Genomic DNA, 23,299 nt, shown 5'->3' on the forward strand with positions numbered 1-23,299 from the left:
CAGAGGTCTGAAAGTGCCTTTGCTTTTTTTGGAAAGTAGAGGTGCTTTTCTTTGGCAAGTTCAAGCCTTATTTCAGTAGTAAGTCAGTATGAAAAATATATTGAAAGTAATGGTATTAATGAATCGGTAGTAAACGCATACATAGAAGCCGCCCAAGTTGCACTACAAACAGAAAAAGACGTTGAATATGGATTGAAAATTTCGGCAAGGGCAAAACAGTTGGCGGAAAAATTCATTTTTGATTCCACAGGCGGCACGGCATGGGATTTAGAAAAGTTTGCATTTAAAAATAAAGTCCAGTACGACATACTGGATAAATACTATAGCGTATTACTTGCGGAAGCACAAAACAAAATCGTTGACAGCGGCTTTATGTACCTTGAAAAGAAGCGAGAACCAAAAGAGCGGTTTTATATGCCACGGCGCAAACAATTCCTTAAAATAGGGCTTACACAGGCTTTACAAGGCATGATTGACGATAAGTACGATATTTTGTGTGTGTCGTTAATTCCCGGAGCCGGAAAAACAACAGTCGAAAAAATGTTTAACGCACTTGTGGCTGGCTGGTATCCAAAAGACTTTAGCTTGTTTTATTCGCACAGCGGCGATATAACGCGAATGTATTTTGACGGTGTGTATGATATTGTTACAAATTCAGACGAATATACGTGGAGTGAAATATTTCCGAATTTACACGTAACAAGCACAAATGCAAAACTTGAACAATTCAATATAGGCAAATACAAACCGTTTCCGTCCGTGCAGTGTACGTCGGTAGGTAGCAAGAATAGCGGAAAGGTTAGAAGTTCAAAATATTTGTTGGTCGACGACTTGATTGGGGGGGTCGAGGAAGCCTTAAATCCAACGATTCTTGATAAGTTGTGGAACAAATACGCAGTAGACGCAAGGCAACGTAAAATACAGGATACGGACGGTCATAACTGCAAAGAAATTCACATTGCCACGCGTTGGAGTGTTAGAGATGTGATAGGACGTATTCAAAATATGTATGCAGGAAATCCACGGGTAAAAGTTATTGCAGTCCCGGACATTGACCCGGAAACTGGAGAAAGTAACTTTGACTATGAGTTTAGCGGATTTACTAAAGAATTTTTTGAAGACCAGCAGTTATTAATGGACGATATATCATATCGCTGTCTGTACAAGCAAGAGCCGATTGAACGTGAGGGCTTGCTGTTCCCGGACGACAAAATAAGAAGATACCTTAATCTTCCGCATGGAGAACCGGAAATAATTACGGCACAATGCGATACAAAAGGAAAAGGAACAGACTACTTTGTCATGCCAATACTTCAAAAGTACGGTGAGGATTATTACTGTGTTGATTGCGTGTGCGATAACACGGCAGATTATGAAATGCAATATGAAAATGCGGCAAATGTAATTGCGAATAATAAAGTTCAAGAATGCGAATTTGAGCGAAACGCGGGCGGCGATAGAGTAGCAATGGAAGTCAATAAGCGCGTACTTAGTAAAGGCTGGGTTTGCAATATTACCGATATGCCGACAGAAACAAATAAAGAAGCACGAATCTTCCAGTGTTCAAACTGGATATTACAGCACGTTATTTTTAAAGACTCGCAGTTGTACAGCCCAAAAGAACCATACGGTGTCATGGTTGGACTTTTAAAGCAGTATTCAGTTTCGGGCAAAAAGCAGTTAGATGATGTACCCGATGTTTTTTCAAATTTTGCATTAAGAATCACGCAATCAAATAAGACGGCGAAAATTGAAGCCGCTATTAATCCATTCCGCAGGAGGTATTGATTTATGACGACAAAGGAATATTTACAGCAAATTGGAAAATTAAATAAAATGATTAACAATAAAATGATTGAACTGGCACAGATGAAAGAAATGGCATACAGTATTAAAGCCGTGGGAACAGATGAGCGCGTTATGTCTTCTAGCGACCCGGACAAAACAGGCTGCGCATATGCTAAGATTGAAGAAATGGAAGAAAAAATTAACGGCATGATTGACAACTACGTAGATACAAAAGAAAAAATTATTAATCAAATTGAAAGTATAGAGGACGAAAACCTATATAATATTTTATTTTTAAAATACATAGCAAAAAAACGGTTTGAAGATATTGCGGTCGAAATTGACAAGTCATGGCGGCAGACAATCCGATTGCACGGAACGGCACTCAAAAAATTTGAAGAAAAATACGGAAAAGAATACTTGTCGTGTCATTGAATGTCATATTAATACTGTGTTATTATTATAATGTCAAATAAAAGTTCCGAGGAAAGCACTGCTACAGAAATGTGGTGGTGCTTTTTTCATGCCAAAAGAGGTTGAATATGAGGTTTTACACTAAAAAAAATAAGGCTGTAATGTGTCCGAATTGTGGCAAATTATTGACGTATGCCGATAAAGATGACCCCAATTTACATAAATTGGCTTGCAAGCATTGCCGTAAGTGGATTTGGTATTATCCGAATGATGATGATAAAAATGAAACCAAAGAAATCCCGGATACACGCTCGTCAAGCGGAGTCAGACTTTACTAGGAGTATTAAATATGTTAAATGATGTATATTTCCACGAACTTGTAAGAGGTTGTTATGGACGCAAAATTGCATATACCAATGTTGAAAAAATAACAGCAGATAACGTTGTTAAAATCGTTGGAGATTGCATTGGTGTATTTAACTATAACAAGCCCATTATCCGGTATTTGTGGCACTATTATAAAGGCGACCAGCCGGTATTATACAGAATAAAAATGCAAAATGAAGATGTAAACAATAAAGTTTGCGAAAATCACGCATATGAACTGGTTCAATTTAAGGTTGGACAAACATATGGTGAACCGATACAGTACGTTAGCCGAAAAGACGATGAAAAAGTTAATAAAGCGGTTGATACGCTGAACGATTATATGTCTGACGCTAACAAGCAGGAAAAAGATATTAAGGCAGGAGAGTGGCAGTCAGCGACCGGCACATCTTTTAAAGCAATACAGATTGTCGATGGCGACATACCGTTTCGGATTATAGCGCCAAGCCCAATGAACACCTTTGTTATTTACAATAAAGCTACAGAAGAACCGGTGCTTGCTGTACAGGAGTTAAAAGACGAAAATAACAACTTTTATAAGCTGTGTTATACAGATTCAATGACATTTAAAATTCAAGACAGCAAAGTTATTGAAAGCAGATTGCACGCGTTTGGCAGTATCCCGATTGTGGAATATCCGAATAATCACGAAAGGATTTCAGATATTGAATTGGTTATCAGCCTGTTAGATTCAATAAATACCATGCAGTCAAATCGAATGGATTCGGTGCAGCAGTTCGTTGAATACTGGGTAAAATTTATCAACTGTGAAATTGATGATGAAACTTTCCAAAAGATGAAAATGAACCATGCACTCGTTGTTAAGTCTATTAATAAAGATAACAAGTCAGACGTGGAAATTATGACGCAGGAATTAAACCAAACGCAGTGTCAAGTTGCCAAAGACGACTTGTGGGACAATACATTGTCAATTCTTGCGATTCCAAACAAACAGGGCAACACCGGCGGAGATACGCAAGGTGCGGTGGAATTAAGAAATGGTTGGGATTTCTCGAAAACAAGAGCAAAGCTTAAAGACCCGATTGTAAAAGCGGCGGAAAAGCGGCTTGCAAAGGTTGTGCTAAATATTATACGGATTAAGGACCGTGATTTAGGCATAAAAATGCGGGATTTTGAAGTGCAAATTAATCATAGCCCACAGGATAATATGTACACTAAAGCACAAACACTTACAGTATTGCTTCAATCTGGCATACATCCACTTGTGGCAATTAAAACGGTAGGGCTTTGGGGAGATTCAGAAAAAACATTTGTTCTTTCAAAACCGTACCTTGATGTCTTGTATAAGACTGTTGAAAATATGGAAGAACAGGAAACTAAAGCGCAGGAAATAGTTAATCAACTTAATAATCAGCAAAATAAGGCAGTTAACGAGCAATAATCGGTAACTGCTTTTATTTTATAAATTTGCAGTCATGCGACAAATGGCAGAAACAATCGAGCGGAGAGAACCGTGTAAAAAAACGTGATTTTAGGAGGAATAAACGATGACAAGAGAACAGGCAAAACAGAATCTTATTTCAATCGGAATTTCAGAACCGACCGATGAGCAGGTGAGTAATTATCTGAATCAGTTAAACGGTGAAACAAAGAAAGAAAAAGATAAAGCGGCAGAGTATAAAGCGAAAGCTGACAAGGCAGACGAACTTCAATCAAAAATTGATGAAATAGAAGCCGGAAACCTTACAGAGCTTGAAAAAGCCAACAAAGCACTGGAAACGGCAAACAATCAGATTGCGGAGTTACAAAAAAGCAATGCAATTAGAGATTTGCGTGAAAAAGCTATGACGGATTTTAAAATCACGGCAGAGCAGGCAAAGACGGTTGTAAAAGAGGACGGAAGCTTTGACACAACTGTTCTCGGACAGATTATTTCAGAGAAAGAAACCGCTTCCGCGCAGGCAAAGGAACAGGAAATTGCCAAAGGTACACCGAATCCGGGCGGCGGCGGTAGTAACCAAGATTCAGAGAAGACAGAAGCAGAAAAAATAGCCACAAGTCTTATCTCAAGCAATTCAAAAAGTCAAAGCAACAATGATGTTTTGTCACATTATTTAGGAGGTAATTAAAAATGTCAAACATGCAGTATGAACAGACTTCATATGTCGGAAACGTTCAGATTTTAAAAAGACTGCCTAATGAAGCGATTCCAATGACACTTGATTTTACAGATGTTGTTGAAAAGACGGCTGACGGCAGAAAGATTGTAAAGGCCGGCACACCAATCGGAAAAAATGGAAAGGCAGACAACACGGCAACGGTCGTAGGCATTTTGAGATACGATGTCACAGAAGACAGGCCACAGGGTGTGATTTTAAAGAAAGCATATATCAATAAAAGCGTGGCTGAAAAGCATTCCGGTGTTACATATGACGCAGGCGTTTCCACAGCGCTTCCAATGATTGTATTTGAATAATTTGGGAGGTATATAGATGTTAATTAATGAAGTGTTAAACAGTAAGTCTATTGCACTTACAACAACAGAAGAAGCAAGTAATCAAATCCCATATCTCGGATTAAATTGGTTTCCGGAAAGAAAGAAACAGGGGCTTGATTTAAGCTGGATTAAGACACATAAGGGACTTCCGGTATCGCTTGCGCCGTCAAATTTCGACACAATTCCGACACTTAGAGCAAGAGAGGGATTAAGCAAAGAAAAAACACAAATGGCATTTTTCCGTGAAGGTATGGAAGTCGGCGAAGAAGAAATGCTTGAAATTGAACGTATTAGTTCTACAGATGACCCGTACCTTGCAAGTGCCTTATCAAGCGTATATGACGATACTAACAACCTTGTGAGCGGCGCAGAAGTCGTGCCGGAACGCATGAGAATGTCGCTTCTCGCTACAGAAGCAGGACACCCGGTTATTGCTATTGAAAGTGACGGTGTACAGTACGCATATGATTACGACAAGGACGGTTCATATGCAAAAGACCATTATGCAAAGCTTGAGGACACTAGCATGTGGAGTGATACAGTGAACTCCAAACCACTTACAGACCTTAATAATGCTCGGAAAAAATTACAGAAGAAAGGCAAGATTGCTAAATACGTTCTTATGAACACCAATACGTTTCAGTATTTACTTGAAAATGCACAGATTAGAAATTCAATCCTTGCACAGAATCTCACGGCAACGATTGAGGTTGATGACGACACGGTAATTTCAGTTGTTCAGAAGCGTACAAAGCTTACAATCGTCCTGTACGACAAAATGTATATGGACGAAGCTGGGAAAGAACACTATTTTTACCCGGACAACAAAGTAACACTGTTGCCGGACGGAAAACTGGGTAGTACGTGGTTCGGAACGACACCGGAAGAAAGAACTGCAAGACAGGTTGCTGACGTTGATGTAACGACATATGGAACAGGAATCACAGTTGCTACAAAGGTTGAGTATGGCCCACCAATGAAGATGTCAGTATTCGCTTCTGAAGTAGTATTGCCGTCTTACGAAAATATGGATAGCACATTCGTACTTGAGGTCCATCATGATTAATCGGAGGTAGCATATGAAATATCCATATATCGTTATTAAAAACGGGAAATGGTATGCGGCAGGCGAAGAAGTCCCGGACACTGTTCCGGGAAACAAGCCTACCGGATATACCAAGACTGAAATCAACCGTATGCCGACAGCGGAATTGCAGAGTTTAGCGGCACAGAACGGCATTGAAAATGCGGCGGAAATGAGCGGAGTTGACCTTAAAGCAATCTTGATTGAGAAGTTAGGATTATAAGCAGGAGAACAGCATGGAAGAATACACAACATTAGAGCAGGTAAAAATCCGGCTCAAACAATTTCATATTGAAACGGTTGAAAATGAGGATAACACTGAATCTGATGTTGTTGTGTTTGACAGCAAAGAAGACAACTTGCTTCTTGAACAGCTCATAAAACAGGCAACGAAAGATGTAATTGCAAAACGGTGTTATCCGCAAAGTTATACGCAGGAACAGATTGACAATGACTTGAAATGCTATGAAAGTGTAATTGTCAATCTTGTGGTATATGACCGGTCACAGGCAGGAGAAAACTACATGGCAAGCTACAGTGAAAACGGTGTAAGCCGTAGCTGGAAAGACCGTGATAGCCTGTTTGTAGGGGTATATCCGTTTGTAAAAGCATTATAGAAGATTGTGCGTTACGTTTTACCAGCACCGGGAAAACGTAGCAGGCGGCACACAGTAAGGGTGGTGGGCGGTGTGCCACAAAAAAATGAAAGGCGGTATATTATGCCAGTTGCAATAATTATAAGTATCATATCGGTTGCTTTTTCCGTCTTTTTTGGATTTTTTAGTCTTTGGTTTGGTTTGAAAAACAACAAACACACAGACACAAAAGACATTGAAGAACGCGTAAAAGAGAATACACGTATCAATATGAAACTTGACGCCATTTCAAGCAATACAACTGAAATAAAAAATGAAGTGTCAGAAATGAGAAAAGAGATTAATTCTCACGATACACGAATTATCAAAGTTGAAGAAAGCGTGAAATCGGCACATTACAGACTGAACACTATTGAAGAACGTCTGAATGGCGAAAAGGAGATGTAATATGAATATTTTAGAAACATTGACGTCAAACATCATGATTATTTTAGCGGTAATCGGCGCAATCGCGTTTATTGTGTCGGTGATTACACAGGTTATCAAAGGAGTAGGTGTTTTTGCGAAGATTCCAACTGACGGATTGGTACTTGTGTTATCAATCGGCATTACAGTAGCGGCATTTGTAGCATATATGCAGTATTTACACATGACTATCCTGTGGTACATGGTTTTAGCCGCAATTATGGCAGGCTTTGTTGTTGCTTTTGTTGCTATGTATGGCTGGGAGAAGCTTTCAGAACTGTGGAAACGGTTCGGAAAGAACGTAGATTGATATGTTGGACATTAATAAACAAAAGATGATTTACGCACTTAAAGACGGCAGAACACCGGTATACCAACTGAATAAAGACGGTTCAATAAAATACATCATTGTTGACGGTGAAGAGGTCCCTGTTGAAACAGGAGAGTATACCACAAGTTATAAAAAGCCTGTGGTTTTTTATTCTTCAATAAGCAATAAATTAAGCGAAGCACTGATAAAGGAATTTGGTGTAGATAATTCTACGAATTTTGTTCAAATTGTGGAAGACAAAGGCAAATTGCCGTTAGATGTTGGCTCGCTTGTTTGGAAAAAGTCAGAAGTGAGGTACAAAGATAAGGATAAAACAATCATTGATGAAACCAGTTGCGATTATATCGTTAAGGGTGTCGCTGATGAGGGATTAACGGCAGATTTATTTCTTTTACAGAAAAACGTGAGGTAAGCACATGGCTACAAGACCAATAGTTATAACATTGTCCCAAAAATCCGTAGAAAACGCAATAAAACGAGTACAGCAGTATCAATTAAGATTTCAACGTAAACTTAGAAAATTCGTGAAAGAACTTGCTAATGTAGGCATTGCCGTAGTTGATACCAATATGACAGAAGCGCAGTATACGTTTGACGGCAAAATAAGAAGCGGTTCTGACACGTCACACAATGCTTACGTAGAACTTAATTCCAATGGTAGTACGGCAGAAGCAAAACTGATTGTACAGGGGAAAGAACTGTTATTTATCGAGTTTGGCGCAGGCGTATATTATAACGGCGCCGCCGGTGCAAGTCCGCACCCCAAAGGAGAAGAATTTGGATTTTTAATCGGTTCGTATGGCAAAGGCAACGGACAAAAAAAGGTTTGGGGCTATTACGATGAAAATAACCAACTTGTGCTTACAAGAGGTGTAAAAGCTACTATGCCAGTATTGAAAGCAGAGCAAAAGATAATTGAGGACTACAAAAATGTTGTAAAGAAGGTGTTCGGATAATGATTGATAATCAGTGGGCTTTTGATTTAGAAACAAATGTATTTTCGATAATCAAAAAAAAGGCATTGGCAATTCTTGAAGATAATTACCCGGATATTAGCATTACAACCGATGAAGAATCAAACGATAAACCGGTGTTTCCGACAATATTAATACAGTCTGTTGAACCGACTGAAACAAACAGCGATTTAGAAGCCGACAGAATTAATACTGTAGACTTTACAGCACAGGTAACAGTAACAACAAACCGAAGCAGAAGCGAGGCATTGCAAGTATCCAATGTTATAGCAGATTTGTACAAGAAACGATTGTTTAAGATAAAGCCCATGCCGTTTGTACGAAAAGAGGGGAATCTGTGGACAGCAACTTTCCGTGCAAAGCGCAAATTTGGGTGGAATGACATTTTATAGCAATTTACAAAGAGCCGAAAGGCTCTTATTTTTATGCATTTTTTTTAGGAGGTAAACATGGCTACAGGTTTAAAAAGTAGAATTATTTACAGGAAAAAGACCAAAGAAAGCAACGAAAGCGATTACTGGGCTGGCACATACAACCTGTTGATTAGAGCAAAAAGTATTCCGTCACCGGTAGGTGAGCGCAACATGGTTGATACGTCTACGCTTGAAGATTTAGTCGAAACGCAAGAACCTGGAAGACGCGCGGCGGGTTCAATGGCTGTAAGCGGTGCATTTGAACGCGAATATCTTGACAATTTAGTTGAGATTGAAGACGAAAAGTTAGACATTGTTGTTCTTTATGGCACAGACGGCAAAGGTAAAGAGGGCATTTGTGGTTTTATCGGCTCTGAATCATTCGCGCCGGACGAAGCTACAGACGACCATTTAACAGGTACTTGCAACATTGCTATTTCAACAGTGCCGCGTTGGATTCATAAAGACTATGACGTTGCGGTAACAGAAGATGAGAACGGTTATCCGACATCAATTACATTATCAAAAAAATCGTAAGTCAGTCCGGAAAAACAAATAAGGCTGTTGCGACTGACGAGGATACAAAAACAGCCGTAGTAATTTGATAGTTAGTAAATAATATGGCAGGGCGGCAGAAATGCCGTCCCTGTCCTATATAAAGTGAAAAGGACAGGTAATGAATATGAAAACAATTACAGTAAACAGTAACGAATATAAATTAGAGTTTTCTTTTGAAGCGGCAGAGTATAAAGACATCGTGCAGAAAATGTTTAAGGTCCTCAGCGGTGCTTACGTTGTCGAAGAATCAAAGGATATGCAGAATCCTACTACTAAGGATATTATCAACGGCACAGCAAATATGATTGGCGATACAGCAGATATTTGCGTTACTGCTTTTTATGCCGGCTTATTAGAAAATAATCCACTTTCACATGAAGAAGCAAAAACAGTCATGAGGGATTATATGAAAGAAAATAAGCTTTCGTACAAAAAACTGTATGACGAATTGAGAAATTGCATGGAAACAGATGGTTTTTTCGACCTGTCGGGGCTGAACGACATGATTCAGCAGATGTACGGGACAGCACCGGAAGCGACAGCACAGACAGCATAAAAAAATCTGAAATTAACTGGCATAAAATAATTTGGGAAGACTATTTTCCGACAGCCTTTTCAATCGGGATACACATAGATGAGTTTAAGCACATGACACCGGCACAGTTAGGATACTGCATAAAAGGACATGAGTTGAAAAGAAAAGAACAGGATAGCGATATGTGGCACTTCGCCGGTACATATGGAATATCTGCCCTTATTTATGCGATAGACCGTTGCTTAAACGGTAAAAAGGCAAGGTCGGAGTACATCAAAAAACCAGTTTCAATTTTACTTGAAGAAGAAAGTAAACCAAAATCAAAAGAAAGTAATGAGGATGTTGCAATGTTTGAAATGCAACAAAGAATCAAAATGCTGGAAAAAGAGGGCAGCATATTAAGTCCGTCATAGGTGGTAGCATGCGAATTGCTACCACCTTTATTTTTGCGCTAAAGGTGGTGAGGACGTGGCAGATAATGAACTGGACAGCTTAAAGCTTACAATAAAAGCAAATGCAACAGACGCAAACAATGCACTGGATAAATTGGTTGAAAATTTAAAAAATTTATCAAGTTCTTTGGGCGTTATTAATAACGTTAATTTTTCAAATTTTTCAAATGGCGTAAAAAATATTACAGACGCAATGCAAGGAATGAAAAACGTAAGTAAGGCGGATTTTACACGCCTGTCGGAGGGCATGAAAAAAATTTCAAGCATTGACACTGCCGCAATAAACAAGGCTTCTACGGCAATGACGTACTTAGGCAAGTCCTTTAATTCCATGCAGGCAACCAGTGAAGCGACAAAGCAGATTACAGAACTTGTGACAGGGATTAAGCAGTTAGGATATGCCAGCGCCGCAAAAGCCATTGACAATATACCGAAGCTTTCAAGCGCGATGAAACAGCTTATGCAAGAACTGTCAAAAGCACCACAGGTAAGTCAAAATCTTATTGATATGACTAATGCACTTGCGAATTTAAGCCGCACAGGGGCTTCAAGCGGCAGAGCGGCAACGTCATTAAGCAAAAACTTTTTGAACGTTTCATCTTCTGCAAATTCGGCAACTAAAAGCAGTTGGTCGCTGGCTTCCGCATTTGGTAAATTATATGCTTCTTACTGGCTTGTTTTTAGAGGAATCAGTAAACTGGGAGATTCGATTGATATAGCTTCATCACTCATAGAAGTTGAAAATGTTGTACGTACCACTTTCGGAAATTATGAAAACCTTGTAGACAGCATGGCAAAAACATCTATACGTGATTTTGGTATGTCAGAACTGTCAGTAAAGCAGTATTCAAGCCGTTTTCAAGCCATGGGTGTTGCTATGGGCTTTTCTCAAAAGAAAATGGCGGATATGTCCATTGAACTGACAAAGCTGACGGCCGATATGGCTTCATTTTACGATATGGAACAGTCAGACGTTGCGAGAAATCTTCAAGCAATTTTCACAGGCGAAACAGAGCCATTAAGAAAATATGGACTTGATTTGACACAAGCAACGTTAAAAGAGTGGGCTTTAAAAAACGGACTTGACGCTAATATCAGTTCCATGACACAGGCTGAAAAAACCATGTTGCGATACAAATATGTTATGGCAAATACGGTGGCAGCGCAAGGCGACTTTGCAAAAACTGCCGACACATGGCACAATCAAACAGTTATTTTAAAGCAATCATTTCAAGAACTGGCAGGAATCATAGGCACATCGCTGATTAATGCGTTTAAGCCGTTTTTAAGCGGATTAAATTTCGCAATGACACAGGTTATTAATTTTGCTGAAACAGTAACAAATGCATTAGGTGCAATTTTTGGTTGGAAATTTGAAGTTACAAACAAAGGTATTGCCGATGATTGGTCGGACGCTGCGGACAGCGCCGATGATATAGCAGACAGCACCGGAAACGCCGCTAAAAACGTTGAGAAGCTGAATAAGGGTGTAAGACAGTTTGATGAATTAAAACTGATTACAACACCGGATTCAAGCGGTGGAAATGGCAAAAAGGGTAGCGGTACAGGAGCGGCAAGCGCAGACGGAGCAAGCGGCGGCCTTGTGAAAGTCGATACCATTTGGAAAGACTATAAAAGTCAAATTAAAAATTTACGCGAGTTAGGCGAGTATATAGGCAATACGCTTACAGATACGCTGAATAGCATTGACTGGGACAGCGTGTATGCCGGTGCTAGAAATTTTGGTAAAGGCCTTGCTGATTTCCTCAACGGGCTTATCTCACCGGAATTATTCGGTGCTGTCGGCAGAACTATTGCAGGAGCATTAAATACTGCTGTGTATACGGCTTTATCGTTTGGGGAAACGTTTGACTGGGAAAACTTAGGATTTTCTATTGCAACCGGGATAAATCAATTTTTTGAAACGTTTGATTTTGCTTCAACCGCAAAAGCTATCAATAAGTGGGTTCAAGGCATTTATGACACAATCAAAACAGCTATAAAAAATATCAAATGGTCAAAAGTGCTTGAGGGAATAGCAACATTAATTGGTGATGTTGAACTAAAAACAGTAGCAATCATAATTGGAGCAGTACTTTTAAAGAAATATTTCAAACTGGAAATTGCTAAAAATATTTTAAAGGGCATTGCAACGTCAATTTCACAGTCAATAGCAAAATCACTTGCGGCAAAAATGGGTGTTGAAATTGCACAAAACGCAGGAATTTCAAAGGCACTTACGGCTGGGATTAAAAAATCAATAGGAAATATTGATTATGGTGGACTATCAAAAACACTTTCGTCTTTAATGTCAACAAAGTTAAAAGCTACAATCGGAATTGCGGGTATTGCAACAGAGTTTTTAACAGTTGCAACTGTTTTTGAAAAAATTGGGGAAGGTGCTAATTTTACAGTCGGTATGTTGGCAAAAGTGGCGGCAGGCGCAGGAGTGGCGGCGGCGGCTTTAAAGCTGATTGGCTTATCTACACCGTGGACAGCGGCTATCGTTGGTATTACAGGTGTGGTTGCGGCTATCGCAGGAATCGGCATAGGATACGCAAAAGCGCAAAGCGAAGTAGTAAGCGCCAATACTATAATCAGCGATTCTGTATTAGCAACGGCAGAGAGTTTAAATTCAACAATACAGTCATCTAAAGACCAGTTTAATAGTGTAGGTGATACCTATGCAGGCGTTAAAAGCGTTGCAGATAAATACTTTGAATTGGCAGATAATTTTGACAATTTAACAGATTCGCAAAAGGAAATGCTTATTGCATACGCAAATTACATTGTCGAACAGTGTCCGGAATTGGCAGATTCGATTGATACGGTAACTGGCGAATTTAAAGGACAAAAAGAAGAAGTTTACAATACAATTTCTGCACTTGAAGCTTATGCCAAAGCGGCGGCAATGCAAGATGTATTAAAAGACCTGTACAAGCAAGAGATTGATATTGGCAATCAACTAAAAGAAAATAATGAAAAATACAACAAAGCAGAAAGTATTATTTATGAATACGTAAAAGAGCTTACTGGAATGTCTAAACAGGCATTTGATTCAGCATATGAAATCAGTGGATTGGGTGACGCATTTGATGTGCTTTCGGGACTTTTAGATGACCCAATGAGAAAAACCAGTGATTTTACAAAAACATCATACAATTTACGAAAAGAGTTAGGATTAAATTCGCAGGAAACATGGCAATTAGCAAATGATAATAGAGAATTAAAAGAATCTTATGAAAAATGTGAAAATGCAATAGCGAATGCCGCAACCGAAGCGGCAAATTGCAAAAATGAATACAACAATCTTACCCAACAGCAGAACAACACTGCGGACAGTTCTGATAATTTGCGGGATACAATGCAACAAAACAATGAGCAAATAAGAGAATCCGTGCAACAGTCAATGTATGACATTGAAAAAAATGTAGCGGAAAAGTCAGGCGAATCTACAGAAGATATTTCAAATTTTTACAACAAAGCAAGTGAAACCTTTAGCAGATTGGGTGTTGTAGGAACAGACGGCGGTACAAAGCTGTATAACGGATTTACGACCAAAACAAGCGGATTGCCAGGATACAATAGCGCAATATTCGACAATATTCAACAAACGGCTATTTCAAAGGCACTTGATACCGGCTCAAAAGCGGGTGAAAACCTTGTTGATTCGTACAAGAAAAATATTGACGGTGTACCGAACACAACGGCAGTTGCTTTCCTGTCAATTATAGACGCGGTAAACGCAGGAGAAATTGGTTCAGACGTTGGTGCTGACCTCATGAATAACTTAGCGGATACGATAAGCAGTAAAGCGTGGAAAGTGCATGAAGCATTAACCAATGCTATTCAAAATAGTTACAAAATGGAACTGGAAAGCGATGATAATTATAGCGCAGGCGACCCATTGAAAAGTGGATTTGCTAAAATTCGTATTAAAGGGTATGCGGACGGCGGTTATCTTCCACAAAAATATAGCATTGTCATGGCGGGTGAAAACGGAATACCGGAAATTGCCGGAACGGTCGGCGGCAAGTCGGCAGTAGCGGGCGGCGCAGAAATTACGGGGATTAAAGATTCCATTTACGATACGTCACAGCGAGAAATAGCACTGCTTAGACAGCAGAACCAGTTGTTACAAGGAATACTCAACAAGGACTTGAGTATAAGCCAAAACGACATCGGAAGCAGTGCAAGAAAATACGCAAGAGAATATTTTAAAAGAACTGGCAAACCGGCATTTGATTATTAATGCATGTACAATAGATGATAATTAATCTATTATAATACGTGACAACTTGCTTTGCGGCGGAATCTATTTTATGTAGGTTTCGCCTTTTGCCATTTCTTTAGCACATATCGAATGCCGGTATGTGCTTTTTTGTTACCAATTTTTAAAAATGTGAGGTGCAGGCATGGCGTACAACGGCTTTTTGATTAAAATTGGAGATTATACGATACCGGACGGATTAATCAAGGCAGATTCCTACAGCGCATACGCAAATATGCAGGACATTGACGATTACACGGACGCAAACGGATACGAGCATAGAAACGCTGTTGAATTAAAGGCATTAAAGGTTGAATTTGAAACCAAGGCAATGCTTACAAATGAAACATTTGAAGTGCTGATGAGCAATATTCGCAACAATTTTACAAATCCGCAGGAGCGTGGCTGTTATATTACGGCTTATATCCCGGAATATGATGATTATGTTACGCAGTATGGCTATATGGCTGATTTTCAGCCTACAATTTACGGCACGTACGGAAATGTAATTCGATACGATTCAATCAGGCTTGCTTTTATTGGAGGTGTTTACGGTGGTTAATTATCAATACGCAGAATTATTTAAAAAAGATAGTATAGATAAGCAGTTGACGATTGAAACGGACGACAAAACGACAAAAATTACAAATGTTGAGCTACATCAAGAGCAGTTTGAATTGATGGAAAGCATTTGTTCGGAAGCTGAATTGACAATCGGAAGCTGTGAAGCGGCAGTGCTTAAATTTACTGTATCAAACATTTTTCTTCCGATGAAAGATAAAATGATAACAGTTAAAACTGTAATTGATAATAATACTTCAAATCCGTTTCAGATTGGCAGATATAAAGTATACTCCGACACACCAACGGCAGATAGAACAAAGCGTGATATTGTGGCATATGATGCGTTGTATGACGTGATAAACGCAGATGTAGCGGAGTGGTACAATACTTTGCTCCCGGATAAAGACAGCATTACGACAATGAAAGCTTTTCGGGATAGCTTTTTTGGGTATTTTGGGATTGAGCAGGCGGACGCACAGCTTGTAAATGATGATATGAAAGTCGAAAAGACGGTTGAGCCGGAAGAATTAAGCGGTGCAACTGTGCTGAATTGTATTTGTGAAATTAACGGCTGTTTCGGACACATTGGACGTGACAGCAAATTCCATTACATTTACCTTGAACAGGAGATACAGGGGTTGTATCCAAGAAACAACCTGTATCCGGCAGATGATTTGTACCCGCGTGAACCGAAAAGCACGAGAATAAGCAAAAGTCTGTATATATCGGCGCAATACGAAGATTTCCTCGTGAAAACTATTGATAAACTGCAAATCCGGAAAGAAGAAGACGATATCGGAGTAATTGTCGGAAGCGGCACAAATGCCTATGTTATACAGGATAATTTTCTTGTTTACGGCAAAGGCAGTGAAGAACTGACGGGAATCGCAAATAACATTTACGGAAAAATCCGGGGAATTATTTACAGACCGTTTTCTGCGGACTGCAAAGGAAACCCATGTATTGAAGTAGGTGACGCGGTTCGTCTGCCAACAAAATATGAAATCATTGAAAGCTACGTGTTAAAACGTACACTAAAGGGCATACAGGCACTTAGGGACAACTATGAAGCAACGGGTGAAGAATACCGTTCTACACAGGCAAATAGCGTGCATAAAAGCATTATACAGCTTAAAGGAAAGACCAATGTACTGACACGGACAATCGAAGAAACAAACAGTAAGATTACGGACGTTGAAAGCGGATTAAGTTCTGAAATTAAGCAGACTGCAAACAGTATCCGAAGCGAGGTATCCGATTCAGTAAACAACTTATCCAGTAGTATACAGCAAAACGCAGAATCAATTGCAACGGAAGTAAAGCGGGCAAACGAAGCCGAGGGCAATTTATCGACGAAAATTACACAGACTGCGGAATCAATTACATCAGAAGTAAGCAAAAACTACGAAACAAAAGAAAACGCTACAAACACAAAAACGGAGTTGGAAAGTTCTATAAAACAGACGGCAGACGGATTTACGGCAGAGTTATCAAAACAGGTAACGGAAACTAAACAATATGCTGAATCTGCCGCTGAAACGGCTGAAAGTAATGCAAAACAGGACACAGCAGATAAGTTAAAGGATTACAGCACAACAACGGAAATGAATACCCAAATCAATGCTACAGCAGAGGGAATTTCGGCAGAGGTAACCCGAAAACTGCAAAGCTACAGCACTACAGAACAGATGAATAGTGCAATAAGGCAGACGGCGGACAGCATTAATACAGAAGTATCAAAAAAAGTAAATGGCGATGAAATTATTTCAAAAATTAACCAATCTGCCGAAAACGTTTCGATTGAAGCAAACAAAATCAATCTGAACGGCGCTGTGACGGCTAATCAGAATTTTAAAATCGATTTGGACGGCAGTATGGAAGCGTTATCCGGACTAATCGGAGAATGGCAGATATTTGACGGATATTTGCGGTATGTTTTAGGAGAAAATGCACAGGCACTTTTAAAACCGGACGAATTGCTTATTAGTAGAAGTGCCGGGGCAAACTTTCACGCATATCCGGGATTGTTGTATATGCAATCTGATGACGGAGAACGAAGCATTTCTATTGATTGCAATGACGGAAGCATTAATTTGGGCGGAAGCTGGACAACTCCGTGGGGCGACATAGAAGGATAGAAAGGAGCAGGCATGAATAAAACGTATGGTCGTATAAATTGGGAAAATTATCCGAGTGATGAAACACCACTGAATGAAAGTAATCTGAATAAAATAGATGTGGCTACAGATGAAATTGACAATAGGGTAATTACACTGGACACTACAAAAGCGACCAAGGAAGAAGTTTCAACACTGGTGCAGGACGTTGCCTTTGAAGAAAAGACAGGAATTATTACTATTACTAAAAAAAATGGCTCAAAAATAACGATTGACACGCAGATGGAAAAAATCGCGGTAAATTTTTCATACAATGCCGAAACACAGCAGATTATTTTAACGCTTATTGACGGCACAAAGCAATATATAGACCTGGCAGCACTGATTACACAGTATGAGTTTTTGGAAAGTGACACGGTGGCATTTTCGATTGACAGCGCTGGAAAAGTGTCTGCAATCGTAAAAGAAGCGAGTATACAGGAAAAACACTTACGACCTAATTATCTTGCAGATATTAAAGTTGAAGTTGCAAAAGCACAGGCAAGCCAGTCGGCGGCGGCAAAATCTGAAAGCAATGCAAAAGCAAGTGAAACAGCGGCGGCAACCAGCGAATCCAATGCGGCGGCGAGTGCTACAAAAGCACAGAGTTATGCTACTGGCGGTACAAACAGCCGCACAGGCGAAGATACGGACAATGCAAAGTATTATAGCCAACAGTCGGCACAGAGCCAATCGGCGGCGGCAACAAGCGCAGATACGGCAAACACGAAAGCAGAAGAAGCGGCGGCAAGCGCGGCAACAGCTAAAACAAGTGCCGATAATGCCGCAGGAAGCGCAAATTTAGCCAATGAAAAGGCAAATAGCGCGGCAAATAGCGCAACCATCGCAGTTTCAAATTCCAATGCGGCACAGCAGTACGCTTCTAATGCGGCGGCAAGTGCGGACACAGCACAAAACTATGCCGTAGCAGATACAGACAGTGCAAAATACTATTACGAGCAGGCAAGACGGATTTCTGAATCGTTTTCAGGCGCATTAAGACCGATGGGAACGGTTGCATTTGCAAATCTTCCGGCACTATCAGAAGCGGACGGCGGAAGCATGTATAACATTTCAGACCAATTTACAACGACTGCTGAATTTAAAGAAGGAGCGGGAAATACTATTCCGGCAGGCGCAAACGTATATAAGACAGAGGACGGAAAGTGGGATGTACTCGCGGGAACACCTGTAACCGGTGTAAAAGGCAGTGCAGAAAGTGAGTATAGGCGGGGCAATGTTGATATAACAGCGGAAAATGTAGGTGCGATACCGGCAGGCGGCAATGCAGGAAGTGCGACAACAGTCCAAGATTACAACGATACATCCAAGAAAATCAAAGTCGGTTGGGTAGGGAATTCATTATCCCAAGACCAGATTCTAGGTGTGGCTTGTTATGCTAGCGGAGATGATGATATAGTAAAAGCCAAAATCAAAGACGTGTCAAAAGCTACGTTTGTAAACTGGCTGGGGACAGTTCTGGCGGCAAACAACGCTGCACATTTAGGAAGAAATGGCAATGCAGGCTACCCGATGACCTTTAACTGGGCAGGCAAAGATGGACAACCTTCGTGGCTGTGGGGCGGTGAAAACGGAGAAGACATGTATGTTTACAATCCTAGTAATTTTAGCGTAAATTATGCAGAAAGTGCAGGAAATTCCGTGAAAGTAAATGGGCATACTGTCAATTCAGACGTGCCGTCAGACGCAAAATTTACGGATACAAAAGGCAGATATATTGGCACTGCCGTAACAAAGCCACAAGATAAAACAGAAATGTATATCACATATCTTTCAAGCGGTTATATTGTAATGGCAGGAAAAACAGTAAGCAAAAGCTATGCAATGAATACACAATATGGAAATGCGTTTTGGGCACCGTTCACAATTTATTTGCCGCCTAGTATTGTAAAAAATATTGACAGCGTGAATATTACTCCATTTGCGGAAACAGGGTTGATAAGTGCAAGCATAAACGGCTATACCAGCGAACAAATAACGGGATTTGTTTGGTCGCCACAAAACGAAACAAAAAGCATATCATTTCATGTTACCGTGCATGGAAGGGCATAAGGTAGGTGATTGGTATATATAACGACAGCAGTTAAAGATACGAAAGTGTCTTATTTTTTTACCCTAAAACACAATAAAAATTATATTTAGCCGCAGAACAGCGGCAGAAAGAGGTTCATATGAGCAGATATTCAGTAATTGATGTAAGTAAGCATAACGGAGTTATCGACTGGGATACCACAAAGGAAAATGTTGACGGTGTAATTATTCGTGTCGGTCACGGCAATGACAGCACATCACAGGACGACCCGCAGGCAATCCGTAACATGGAAGAATGTGAAAGACTGGGCATTCCGTATGGCGTGTATCTGTACTCTTATGCGTTAAATAATGCCGAAGCAGAAAGCGAAGCGGCACACGCACTGCGCATGGTAGAGGGCTACAATCCGGTGTTAGGTGTATGGTTCGACATGGAAGACGCGGACGGATACAAAGAAAAGCACGGGTTTAACCCATACGATAACAGACAGGAAATTACTGATTTTTGTAAGATTTTCTGCGACAGAGTATCCGAAGCAGGATATAAGACTGGTGTTTATGCGAGCAAGAATTACTGGGATTCAGTAATCTATGCAGACCAGTTATCCGACTACGAAGTATGGCTTGCGCACTGGGGAATTTCAGAGCCGTCAATGGATTGTCTGTTATGGCAGTATACATCAGACGGTGAAGTTGCCGGTGTACCATCAAGCAGGGTCGATATGAATTACTGGTACGGCGAGTTGCCGGAAGTTGACGGCGGCAGTGATTCTGATAGCAATTCGGGCGACTGCGGCGGCGATGAAGAAGACACAGAGGACGGTGGATACAGCTATTCTGTAGGCAATACCGTAAACTACGATACAATCTATGTATCTTCAACGTCAGAAGAAGCATTAAAGCCTACATATACGACCGGCACAATTACACGAGTTGTTGACGGTGCGAGAAACCCATATCTGATTGATGATGGCACAGGTTGGATTAATGATGATTGCATTGCTGGCGGCGGCAGTGATGATTCTGACGATTCAGAAGAAAGTTCGGATTGCGGCGGCATTTCTGTGGGCGATACCGTCCGTTTCAACGGCGATACTGACTACAATGGCACGGCAATTAAGGCATGGCACAATGACAGCGGCTATGAAGTCACACAGCTTGACGGGGATAGAGCAGTCCTTAGCTTCAATGGTGCTGTATTTGCGGCAGTCAATGTCAGCGATTGCGAATTAATCTAAACATAAAAATACCGGGAGTGTAATACTCCCGGTGATATTTTAATTGTTATCGTGTAAATCAATCATAACAGCTTCAACTTGTGGAATTGTTATCGGTTTATTCAATGTAGATGTGTATGAATACTGACCAACATAACCACCATAAATTGTAATTCTATCATTTTCAAGTAGTTTACCGTCAATCACATCATTTGCATAAACAACAAGCAACGCGTGATTGTAGTCATCATCTACAGCCATTCTTATAGCGGTGTAATTGCTATCAACCGCGCCAATCATCTGTATAATTTTTCCGTCAAATTTCACAGGTTTATCAATATTTTTGTCCGGGTACCTTGCAAGTGTTTCATAGGTAATATCTTCTGTGTATGCCATTCTATCCCTTGATAACAGTGTTTCTTTTTCTGTAGGGGCTTCTGTTTCAGTTTGCGTTTCCGTTACTGCTTCTGTACTGTTTGCGGTGGTAGAATTATCCGCGGTTGAATTTTGGCAAGCCGCAAGTCCTAAAAGGCATACAGGCATTAATAAGCATAATAATTTCTTTTTCATAAAAATTCTCCCTTGCTTTTTATTTTTTGAATAATAATAGCATATAATCTGATTTTTGTCGAATTGATAAATAGCAAATTAGTACTATACGCGCCGCAATCCGACATTATATGACAGCATATGCCATAAAATGTAGATGATTTTAGAGTAAATGTCGTTTTTTGCGGTTTAAATCGTTTGTGAAAAATTGGTAATTTTTGTAAAATTAAATTGTCCAAAAGATTGGGCAATTCAAGTTCCGGTGGGCGGTTGCGCTGTTTGGCATTGCGCCGCCGCCCCTTTACATAACCTTAATTTACATCAGTGACCTTTGTTCCAATCTTGACGGAAGCAAACATTTGTTCTATAATGCTTGTATCGCTACTTTATGTTTTGTGTCGGGGAATACGGAGGGCTCTATGAGTAAAAAAAACGAAAATGAATTTTACAGAAAAGAAATATACAATCTAATATTAAAATGTGAAAATACGCATTGGCTAAAAGTTATATATGCGTATATAAAAAGGTTGCTTAAATAAAATAGCCGGGATAGCATTTTGTGTTATCCCGGCGTATTTTTATTTGTCTTGTACCATTGAATCGACAAGCTTTTCTAAACTATCCCAGTCTTTTTCGTCAAGCTTTCTTAACGCCGCAATAAGTCTATACTTAAAGCTTTTTTCACCAGCAGCTTGAATATCAGCAAACATTTCAGCTATTTCTTCATCTTTTGTCTTTTTAACAAAAGGTTCACCGTCACCTGTACGTAGCCAATATTCATTAACAGAAAATTCCTTACAAATCAAAGCTATTGCTGAATCACTCGGAACGCTTCTTCCCATTTCATATGTTGCAACAGTATTCCTTTTTACTTTTATTTTATCGGCAAATTCCTGTTGCGTCAAATTAAAATGACTTCGGATTTCTTTAATTCTATTGTTCAATGTTTTGTCCTCCTTTCCAAAACTAATATATCACACCTTGTTGAAAAAATCAACAAAAAGTTCTTGACAAATGTTTTTTATCGACATATAATTGTTTTACAATCAACAAGCAGAAAGTGAGGTGATAACACTGAAACAATATGTACTTGGTGAGCTTGAAACTACATATGTGGGCAAGGCATATGCAGAATATCAGCGTTGCAACAGTCAGAAAGCTTCAGAATTAGAAAATGAAGTTAAAAAGCTAATATCCGAATACAATCTGACTGCTACAGTTGCTAAAGGCTTCTTGGAATACATGAGATTAGTTATTGATGGTTGCTCATGCATTCCGAAAGAGAAATAACCTCAACGGAATGTTCGTTTGAAAGACAGTTTCCGTCGGGAATTTCACTTGCGAGATTGAGCATTGCGATTAACTTACCTGAATATGGATACTCTTTTCCACAGTTAGGGCAAATAACTTTATCGGAATTAATATCTTCATTTACAGTGTATGTGCAATGGCAAGGGCAAGAAACTTTAATTTTAATGAACATTTGAACCACCTCCTTATAAAAAGATAAGGAGATTATATCACAGAAAGGAAGTGAATGAAATGAGTGAAAAAGAAAAGGCGATTGTTGAAAAATTAAAAGACACAATTCCTAAAATGTCAGAGTATCAAAAAGGGTATCTGCTTGGCATGGTTGAATCAATGGCAGATAGAGAACGGTCAGAACCCAACAAGGAAAAACAGGGAAAGGAGTAACAGGTGGACGAGAAAAAAAGGCATATTTCAGAAATCCTCTGTCAGCAGATAGAGTTGCTGGCAGAGGAAAGCAAGAAAACAAATGATGTAGATGTCAAAATTCGCATTGCGGGCGAAATTGACAGAATGGCAGATACCATTCTTAACATTTACGACGAGTAAATGTACTGTCAATGCTTGAAATGTTGCGGCTAATATCTTTGAGTTCAACAAAATAACGACTTGATAATGCAAGCTTTTTGATTGAACAACATTTTTGATTAGATAAATACAACGCACATTCAGATTGGCAATTTTCAAAGTTGTTTAAAGGACATTTATTCAACGTGTTCACCTCTTTC

The 23,299-nt window shown here is 39.7% G+C and carries 26 protein-coding genes; 24 read left to right on the plus strand and 2 right to left on the minus strand.

Going from position 1 to position 23,299, the window contains the following annotated elements; genetic code table 11:
* The first annotated feature begins 51 nt into the window (after positions 1–51).
* From WMO37_RS01220 to WMO37_RS01320, 21 genes are all read left to right on the plus strand, one after another.
* Positions 52–1,788: a hypothetical protein gene (locus tag WMO37_RS01220; protein WP_349154081.1), complete on the plus strand. Its 1,737-nt coding sequence runs from the start codon at positions 52–54 to the stop codon at positions 1,786–1,788.
* Between the two features lie 3 nt (positions 1,789–1,791).
* Positions 1,792–2,223, plus strand: a complete 432-nt coding sequence (locus WMO37_RS01225; RefSeq protein ID WP_349154082.1) for a hypothetical protein — start codon at positions 1,792–1,794, stop codon at positions 2,221–2,223.
* A gap of 328 nt (positions 2,224–2,551) precedes the next feature.
* Complete coding sequence (locus tag WMO37_RS01230) at positions 2,552–3,991, plus strand: phage portal protein (protein WP_349154083.1); 1,440 nt, start codon at positions 2,552–2,554, stop codon at positions 3,989–3,991.
* A gap of 106 nt (positions 3,992–4,097) precedes the next feature.
* A complete protein-coding gene (locus tag WMO37_RS01235) occupies positions 4,098–4,679 on the plus strand; it encodes a hypothetical protein (protein ID WP_349154084.1) in 582 nt (193 codons plus the stop codon).
* A 2-nt stretch (positions 4,680–4,681) separates the two neighbouring features.
* On the plus strand, positions 4,682–5,026 hold the full coding sequence (locus tag WMO37_RS01240) for a hypothetical protein (RefSeq protein WP_349154085.1): 345 nt from the start codon (positions 4,682–4,684) through the stop codon (positions 5,024–5,026).
* A 16-nt stretch (positions 5,027–5,042) separates the two neighbouring features.
* Positions 5,043–6,113, plus strand: a complete 1,071-nt coding sequence (locus WMO37_RS01245; RefSeq protein ID WP_349154086.1) for a major capsid protein — start codon at positions 5,043–5,045, stop codon at positions 6,111–6,113.
* Between the two features lie 13 nt (positions 6,114–6,126).
* Positions 6,127–6,354 carry a hypothetical protein gene (locus WMO37_RS01250; protein WP_349154087.1) on the plus strand — a complete coding sequence of 76 codons (228 nt, stop codon included), beginning with the start codon at positions 6,127–6,129 and terminating at the stop codon, positions 6,352–6,354.
* A gap of 13 nt (positions 6,355–6,367) precedes the next feature.
* Positions 6,368–6,748 carry a hypothetical protein gene (locus WMO37_RS01255; protein ID WP_349154088.1) on the plus strand — a complete coding sequence of 127 codons (381 nt, stop codon included), beginning with the start codon at positions 6,368–6,370 and terminating at the stop codon, positions 6,746–6,748.
* Between the two features lie 102 nt (positions 6,749–6,850).
* The gene (locus tag WMO37_RS01260; RefSeq protein WP_349154089.1) at positions 6,851–7,174 is read left to right on the plus strand and encodes a hypothetical protein; all 324 of its coding nucleotides are present in this window, start codon (positions 6,851–6,853) and stop codon (positions 7,172–7,174) included.
* Position 7,175: 1 nt separating this feature from the next.
* Positions 7,176–7,502 carry a hypothetical protein gene (locus WMO37_RS01265; protein WP_349154090.1) on the plus strand — a complete coding sequence of 109 codons (327 nt, stop codon included), beginning with the start codon at positions 7,176–7,178 and terminating at the stop codon, positions 7,500–7,502.
* A gap of 1 nt (position 7,503) precedes the next feature.
* On the plus strand, positions 7,504–7,935 hold the full coding sequence (locus WMO37_RS01270; RefSeq protein WP_349154091.1) for a hypothetical protein: 432 nt from the start codon (positions 7,504–7,506) through the stop codon (positions 7,933–7,935).
* A 4-nt stretch (positions 7,936–7,939) separates the two neighbouring features.
* On the plus strand, positions 7,940–8,479 hold the full coding sequence (locus WMO37_RS01275) for a hypothetical protein (protein ID WP_349154092.1): 540 nt from the start codon (positions 7,940–7,942) through the stop codon (positions 8,477–8,479).
* On the plus strand, positions 8,479–8,889 hold the full coding sequence (locus WMO37_RS01280) for a hypothetical protein (RefSeq protein ID WP_349154093.1): 411 nt from the start codon (positions 8,479–8,481) through the stop codon (positions 8,887–8,889). The genes WMO37_RS01275 and WMO37_RS01280 overlap by 1 nt, the downstream gene beginning before the upstream one ends.
* Before the next feature lie 57 nt (positions 8,890–8,946).
* Positions 8,947–9,447 carry a hypothetical protein gene (locus tag WMO37_RS01285; protein WP_349154094.1) on the plus strand — a complete coding sequence of 167 codons (501 nt, stop codon included), beginning with the start codon at positions 8,947–8,949 and terminating at the stop codon, positions 9,445–9,447.
* A 145-nt stretch (positions 9,448–9,592) separates the two neighbouring features.
* Entirely contained in the window at positions 9,593–10,024 is a 432-nt protein-coding gene (locus WMO37_RS01290; RefSeq protein ID WP_349154095.1) for a hypothetical protein, read from the plus strand.
* Positions 10,025–10,116: 92 nt separating this feature from the next.
* Positions 10,117–10,416 carry a hypothetical protein gene (locus tag WMO37_RS01295; RefSeq protein WP_349154096.1) on the plus strand — a complete coding sequence of 100 codons (300 nt, stop codon included), beginning with the start codon at positions 10,117–10,119 and terminating at the stop codon, positions 10,414–10,416.
* A gap of 55 nt (positions 10,417–10,471) precedes the next feature.
* On the plus strand, positions 10,472–14,707 hold the full coding sequence (locus WMO37_RS01300; protein ID WP_349154097.1) for a hypothetical protein: 4,236 nt from the start codon (positions 10,472–10,474) through the stop codon (positions 14,705–14,707).
* Between the two features lie 163 nt (positions 14,708–14,870).
* The gene (locus tag WMO37_RS01305; protein WP_349154098.1) at positions 14,871–15,287 is read left to right on the plus strand and encodes a DUF6711 family protein; all 417 of its coding nucleotides are present in this window, start codon (positions 14,871–14,873) and stop codon (positions 15,285–15,287) included.
* Positions 15,280–17,427, plus strand: coding sequence for a hypothetical protein (locus WMO37_RS01310; RefSeq protein WP_349154099.1), 2,148 nt, complete (start codon positions 15,280–15,282; stop codon positions 17,425–17,427). Before WMO37_RS01305 ends, WMO37_RS01310 begins: the two co-directional genes overlap by 8 nt.
* A 12-nt stretch (positions 17,428–17,439) precedes the next feature.
* On the plus strand, positions 17,440–19,518 hold the full coding sequence (locus WMO37_RS01315; protein ID WP_349154100.1) for a hypothetical protein: 2,079 nt from the start codon (positions 17,440–17,442) through the stop codon (positions 19,516–19,518).
* A 119-nt stretch (positions 19,519–19,637) separates the two neighbouring features.
* Positions 19,638–20,735, plus strand: coding sequence for a glycoside hydrolase family 25 protein (locus tag WMO37_RS01320; protein WP_349154101.1), 1,098 nt, complete (start codon positions 19,638–19,640; stop codon positions 20,733–20,735).
* A gap of 39 nt (positions 20,736–20,774) precedes the next feature.
* Here WMO37_RS01320 and WMO37_RS01325 read toward each other — a convergent pair whose 3' ends face one another.
* A complete protein-coding gene (locus tag WMO37_RS01325; RefSeq protein ID WP_349154102.1) occupies positions 20,775–21,284 on the minus strand; it encodes a hypothetical protein in 510 nt (169 codons plus the stop codon).
* Between the two features lie 557 nt (positions 21,285–21,841).
* Positions 21,842–22,207, minus strand: coding sequence for a helix-turn-helix transcriptional regulator (locus tag WMO37_RS01330; protein WP_349154103.1), 366 nt, complete (start codon positions 22,205–22,207; stop codon positions 21,842–21,844).
* Positions 22,208–22,328: 121 nt separating this feature from the next.
* On the opposite strand from WMO37_RS01330, the gene WMO37_RS01335 reads away from it, so the two are divergent.
* From WMO37_RS01335 to WMO37_RS01345, 3 genes are all read left to right on the plus strand, one after another.
* Positions 22,329–22,553, plus strand: coding sequence for a hypothetical protein (locus WMO37_RS01335; protein WP_349154104.1), 225 nt, complete (start codon positions 22,329–22,331; stop codon positions 22,551–22,553).
* A gap of 252 nt (positions 22,554–22,805) precedes the next feature.
* Complete coding sequence (locus tag WMO37_RS01340) at positions 22,806–22,958, plus strand: hypothetical protein (protein WP_349154105.1); 153 nt, start codon at positions 22,806–22,808, stop codon at positions 22,956–22,958.
* A gap of 3 nt (positions 22,959–22,961) precedes the next feature.
* Positions 22,962–23,120, plus strand: a complete 159-nt coding sequence (locus WMO37_RS01345; protein WP_349154106.1) for a hypothetical protein — start codon at positions 22,962–22,964, stop codon at positions 23,118–23,120.
* The last annotated feature ends 179 nt before the right edge of the window (positions 23,121–23,299 follow it).

It is taken from the genome of Lachnospira intestinalis (assembly GCF_040095895.1).
Taxonomy (GTDB): Bacteria; Bacillota; Clostridia; order Lachnospirales; family Lachnospiraceae; genus Lachnospira; species Lachnospira intestinalis.